The organism is Nocardioides sp. (assembly GCF_035429765.1).
Taxonomy (GTDB): Bacteria; Actinomycetota; Actinomycetes; order Propionibacteriales; family Nocardioidaceae; genus Nocardioides.
In genome coordinates, this window is sequence record NZ_DAOMFK010000277.1 from 1 (window position 1) to 3027 (window position 3027).

Here is a 3027-nt window from a genome sequence, read left to right on the forward strand (position 1 = left end):
GGTCCGCAAGCACGCCGGCGGGGCCGCCGCGGCTCGGCAGCGGGCGCACCGCACGCCGGCGGAGGCGGTCGCTCAGGTCGGTCATCCGGGCTGTCCTTGCACGGGGTCCTGCACAGGGGTCGGGGCCGTGTCGCCACGGTCAGAGGTAAGGCTACCCTCACCAGGGATCCCGGCGCCAAGCCGGGACGCCCCCGCCCTCCGCAGCACCAGCTTGCGCAGCTCGACGAACCACAGCACGGTGCTGGCCATCCCGGCGCACAGCAGCCACTCCTGGACGGTCAGCGGCGTGGTGGTGAACGCGCGGTTGAGGAACGGCAGGTGGACCACTGCGACCTGCAGGAGCAGGGACAGCCCCAGGGCCGCCCACAGCCAGCGGTTGGCGAACAGCCCGTGGAAGGCGCTGACGGTCTCCGAGCGTGCGTTGAGCGCGTTGAACAGCTGGGCGAGCACCAGCACGGTGAACGCCGCGGTGCGGGCGTGCAGCAGGTTGCTGTCGCCCTCGACCAGGCCGCCGGGCAGCATCAGGTCGAGGGTCAGCAGGGTCGCGGCCGCCATCACCAGGCCCACCTCGACCACCCCTCGCCACATCGTGAGGTCGACGACCCGGTCGGACCGGCTGCGCGGCGGTCGGGCCATCACGTCCTCCGACTCGGGATCCACCCCCATCGCGAGTGCCGGCGCGCTGTCGGTGAGCAGGTTGATCCACAGGATCTGGGTCGCCAGCAGCGGCACAGCCAGCCCCCCGGCGGGCGCGGTCAGGCCGACCACCCCCGCCAGCACCACACCGAGGAAGACCGTGAGCACCTCACCGACGTTGGAGGACAGCAGGTAGCGCAGGAACTTCTTGATGTTGGAGAAGATGCCGCGGCCCTCCCGGACCGCCGCCACGATCGTGGCGAAGTTGTCGTCGGCGAGGATCATCCTCGCGGCCTCGCGGCTGACCTCGGTGCCCGAGCGGCCCATCGCGACCCCGATGTCGGCGGACTTCAGCGCCGGCGCGTCGTTCACCCCGTCACCGGTCATCGCCACGATGTGCCCCTCGGCCTGCAGGGCGTCCACGATGCGCTGCTTGTGCCGGGGGGTGACCCGGGCGTAGACGGAGTGGCGGCGGACCGCCTCGCGCAGCCCGACGTCATCCAGCTCGTCCAGGTCGGTGCCGCGCAGGGCCCGACCGGCCGGGTCGACGACACCCAGGTCGCGGGCGATCCGGGAGGCGGTCAGCGGGTGGTCGCCGGTGATCATCAGCACCCGTACGCCGGCCCGCGAGGCGTCCGCGACGGCCAGTGCCGCCTCGGGACGCGGCGGGTCGATGATGCCGACGACGCCGGACAGCACCAGGTCGTGCTCGACCTCGACACCGGGCTCGGGAGACTGGTCGCCGTCCAGGTGGCGGTAGGCGACCCCCAGGGTGCGGAAGGCGTCGGCGGAGAGCTGCTCCACCTCGTGGAGGACGCGTCGGCGGCCGGCCTGGTCGAGGGCGACCACGTCCGGGCCCGACTGCACCCAGGCACAGTGGTCGAGGAGGACGTCGGGGGCCCCCTTGCTGACCACGGACACGCGGCCGCCCCGCTCCGCATCGGCGACCAGGACCGACATCATCTTGCGCTCGGAGGTGAAGGGGACCTCCCCGACCCGCCGGTAGCGGTCCGCCCCGGCGGACCCGTTCCCCAGCTTCGCCCGCGCGACCAGGAAGGCGGCCTCGGTCGGGTCTCCCTGGATCTCCCACTCCCCGTCCACCTCGCCCCAGGTCGCGTTGCCGGCCAGGCAGCCGTAGCCCACGAGCTCGGTGGCCTGCTCCCGCAGCCCCGGGGGCTCCGGACCCGGCCCGGCGTACTCCACCGCCCCCTCCGGGCGGTAGCCGGCTCCGGTGACGGTGAGCCCGCCCAGAGCGGTGACGACGCGGCCCAGGGTCATCTCCCCACGCGTGAGCGTGCCGGTCTTGTCCGAGCAGATCACCGAGGCCGAGCCGAGGGTCTCCACCGAGGAGAGCCGCTTGACGATGGCGTTCCGGGCGGCCATCCGCTGCACGCCGAGCGCGAGCACCACCGAGATGATCGTCGGCAGACCCTCGGGGACGGCGGCCACCGCCAGAGACACCCCCAGCAGGAGCGCGGTGACGGCCTGCTGGGCGGTGTGGACCCCGGCGGTCAGCAGCACCGTGGCCGTGACCACCGCCGCGATCACCAGCACGGCCAGGCCCAGCGTGCGACCGATGTGGCCGATCTCGACCTGGAGGGGGCTCGGCTCCTCCTCGGTGGTCAGCAGGAGGTCGGCGATCTGTCCCATCTCGGTGTGCATGCCGGTGGCCGTGACCACTGCGCGGCCGACGCCCTGGGCGACGGCCGTGCCCTGGAACACCATGTTCTGCCGGTCCCCCAGGGCGGCCGGCTCCGCCAGCACCTCGACCTGCTTGCGCACCGCCTCGCTCTCGCCGGTGAGAGAGGCCTCCGAGACCTGGAGCGCGGTCGCCGCGAGGAGCCGGGCGTCGGCACCTACCGCGTCGCCCTCCCCCAGCACCATCAGGTCGCCGGGGACCAGGTCACGCGAGGGCACGCGCTCCTGCGCACCGTCGCGGACCACCGTGGACATCGTGGCCGACATCCGTTCCAGGGCCTGGACGGCGTGCTCGGCGCGCGCCTCCTGGACGAACCCCAGCACCGCGTTCGCCACGACGATCGCGGCGATCACCAGCGCGTCGTACGGCCAGCCGTGCGCCCCCTCGAGCGCCCACGCCGCCACGGAGACGGCGATGGCGACGAAGAGCAGGTAGATCAGCGGGTCCCGGAACTGCCGCAGCACCTTGACCCAGGTCGGCTCCGGTGGCGCCTCGACGAGCTCGTTGGGGCCGAAGCGCTCCTGCCGGCGGCGTACCTCCGCGACCCCCAGCCCCGACTCCGGGTCGGTCCCGAACCGCAGCGCCACGGCCGCGGACTCCTCGAGCGAGGCGTCGACCGAGGCGAGGGTGCCGCTCTCCTCCGGTGCCACGCGAACCTCCCTTCTCCGGACCGCCTGCGCCTCCGACGCTAG

The 3027-nt window shown here is 73.4% G+C and carries 1 protein-coding gene; it reads right to left on the reverse strand.

What is annotated here, in order from left to right; genetic code table 11:
• Positions 1-81: 81 nt before the first annotated feature.
• Positions 82-2985: a cation-translocating P-type ATPase gene (locus tag PLP61_RS16065; RefSeq protein ID WP_324503770.1), complete on the reverse strand. Its 2904-nt coding sequence runs from the start codon at positions 2983-2985 to the stop codon at positions 82-84.
• Positions 2986-3027 lie beyond the last annotated feature (42 nt).